The 2,390-nt window shown below is 75.7% G+C and carries 3 protein-coding genes; 2 read left to right on the plus strand and 1 reads right to left on the minus strand.

The features are described from left to right. Positions 1-1,006: glucose-6-phosphate dehydrogenase assembly protein OpcA (locus tag AB0J68_RS30990; protein WP_363942301.1), on the plus strand; the 1,006-nt coding region annotated here is incomplete at its 5' end. 134 nt (positions 1,007-1,140) lie between these two features. Further along, a complete protein-coding gene (gene pgl / locus AB0J68_RS30995) occupies positions 1,141-1,911 on the plus strand; it encodes a 6-phosphogluconolactonase (RefSeq protein ID WP_355067605.1) in 771 nt (256 codons plus the stop codon). Positions 1,912-1,944: 33 nt separating this feature from the next. On the opposite strand, the gene AB0J68_RS31000 is transcribed toward pgl, so the two are convergent. Next, positions 1,945-2,289 (minus strand): RNA polymerase-binding protein RbpA, encoded by a 345-nt coding sequence (locus AB0J68_RS31000; protein ID WP_354860378.1) that lies wholly within the window; start codon positions 2,287-2,289, stop codon positions 1,945-1,947. Between the last annotated feature and the right edge of the window lie 101 nt (positions 2,290-2,390).

The following is a 2,390-nucleotide window of genomic DNA, read 5'->3' on the forward strand; positions in this document are numbered from 1 at the left end:
GTGGGACACCACCGGCAACGAGGTGGTCAAGGCGCTGGCTGCCGAGCGGCGCAGCGCCGGTGGTGTGGCCAGCGGCATGGCGCTCACCCTCATCGTGGTGGTGGACGAGAAGCGGGTCCGCGAGGCGGAGGCGGCGGCGACCATCGCCGCCGCCGCCCACCCGTGCCGGCTGGTGGTCGTGGTCCGCTCCGACATCGAGCGGGAACGCAACCGACTGGACGCGGAGATCGTGGTCGGTGGCCGACTCGGCCCCTGCGAGGCGGTGGTCACCCGGTTGTACGGGCGGCTCGCCCTGCACGCGGAGTCGGTGGTGATGCCGCTGCTGGTGCCGGACGTGCCGGTGGTCACCTGGTGGCACGGCGAACCGCCGGCGGAGATCGCCACCGACTTCCTCGGGGTGGTCGCCGACCGGAGGATCACCGACACGGCGCAGGCCACGGACCCGGTGGAGGCGCTGCGGCAGCGCGCCCGGGACTACGCCCCGGGTGACACCGACCTGGCGTGGACCCGGATCACCCCGTGGCGGACCCTGGTCGCCGGGGCGTTCGACACCACCGAGGCGAAGGTCACCGAGGCGACCGTCGTCGCGCCGCCCACCGACCCGACGGCGGCGCTGATGGTCGGCTGGCTGTCCAGCCGGCTGGGCATCACCCCGCGCCGGGTCGACACCAACGAGTTCCCCCGGATGCGGGAGGTGCAGTTGACCTGCGCCAACGGCGACCGCCTGACGCTGACCCGCGAGGACAGCCTGGCGGTGTTCCGGCGGACCGGTCAGGACGACCGGGCCCTGCCGCTGGTCCGTCGGCCGCTCGGCGACGAGTTGGCCGAGGAGCTGCGCCGGCTGGACGCGGACCAGGTGTACGCGGAGGCGCTGGGCGCGACCGCCGGGCTGCGGGGTCTGGAACAGCGCCCCCCGCAGCGGGTGCACGTCTGGAAGGATCCGGCCACGGCCCAGCGCGCCGAGGCCGGGGTCACCGCGCACACCGGCACGAGCGGCGAGAGCTGAGCCGGAACGTCCGCAGCACGACGAACGGGAGGGCCGGGATGGTTCCGGCCCTCCACCGGAGCACCTCTGGGCGTACCGGCCCGGAGACGACGCGACAGCGACCGCCCAGCGGTCGGGAAACGAAGGCACAACCCATGAGTGAGGCGAGTGTCGCCGTCCACGCCGACGCCGACCTGCTGGCGCAGGCCGTGGCGGCCCGGCTGCTGGTGAAGTTGCTCGACGCCCAGGCCGACCGGGGCGAGGCCGCGATGGTGCTCACCGGTGGGCGCGTCGCCGCGGCCGTGTACCGGGCGGTGGCGCAGTTGCCGGCCCGCGACGCGGTGGACTGGTCCCGGGTCGACGTGTGGTGGGGTGACGAGCGGTTCCTGCCCGCCGGCGACCCGGAGCGCAACGAGACCCAGGCCCGCGCCGCCCTGCTGGACGTGGTGCCGCTGGACCCGGCCCGGGTGCATCCCATGCCGGCCTCCGACGGCCCGGCCGGCAACGACCCCGAGGCGGCCGCCGCCGCGTACGCCGACGAGTTGGCCCGCGCCGCCCGGCCGGGGCACGCCGCGCTGCCGCACTTCGACGTGCTGATGCTGGGTGTCGGCGAGGACGGGCACGTCGCGTCGGTCTTCCCCGGGCACCCGGTGCACTACGAGACGCGGCCGGTCAGCGCGGTGCGGGGCAGCCCGAAGCCGCCGCCGGTGCGGACCACGCTCACCCTGTCGGCGATCAACACCGCCGAGGAGGTCTGGCTGGTGGCCGGCGGCGCCGACAAGGCACGTGCGGTGGGCATGGCGCTGGCCGGCGCCGGCCCGGTGCAGCTGCCGGCCGCCGGGGTGCACGGCGTGGACCGTACCCGCTGGCTGCTGGACCGCGCGGCGGCCGCTGACGTGCCCGCCCGGCTGCGTAGCCTGCGCTGAACGACGGGAAGGGCTCCGACGCGGGGCCCTTGCCTAACTTTCGCCCCGGCGGCGGCGCAGCGCGGCGAGCGCCTCCGCCAGCAGCGCCTCGCCCTCCTCGGCGGTACGCCGCTCCTTCACGTACGCCAGGTGGCTCTTGTAGGGCTCGGCGCGGACCCGTCCGGGCGGGTTCTGCGCGTCCAGACCGGCGGGGAGCCCGCAGCGGGGGCAGTCCCACAGCGGCGGCGCCGTGGCGTCGGCCGCGATCCGGATGTCGGTCTGGTGGTCGTTGCGACACCAGTAGGTGACGTCCTGTCGGGGTGCGGGTTGGTGCCGCTCGTCCGGGCGCATGGGTGCGGACCCGACGCGGGCGCCGCGGATGACGTTGCCACTGGGCACGGCTGCTCGCTCCTGTCGTCGGAGGGGACCCGCCGCCGTCGGGGATGGGCGGCGGGCGACGCGGTGCAGCGGAGAAAAGACTGCGCGCGGCCCGTCGAGTG

Source organism: Micromonospora sp. NPDC049580 (assembly GCF_040675595.1).
In the GTDB taxonomy this organism is placed as follows: domain Bacteria; phylum Actinomycetota; class Actinomycetes; order Mycobacteriales; family Micromonosporaceae; genus Micromonospora.

What these genes read in the sequence shown, in the direction of transcription:
- pgl (WP_355067605.1), top strand. Translation starts at nt 1,141, where the DNA reads ATGAGTGAGGCGAGTGTCGCCGTCCACGCCGACGCCGACCTGCTGGCG.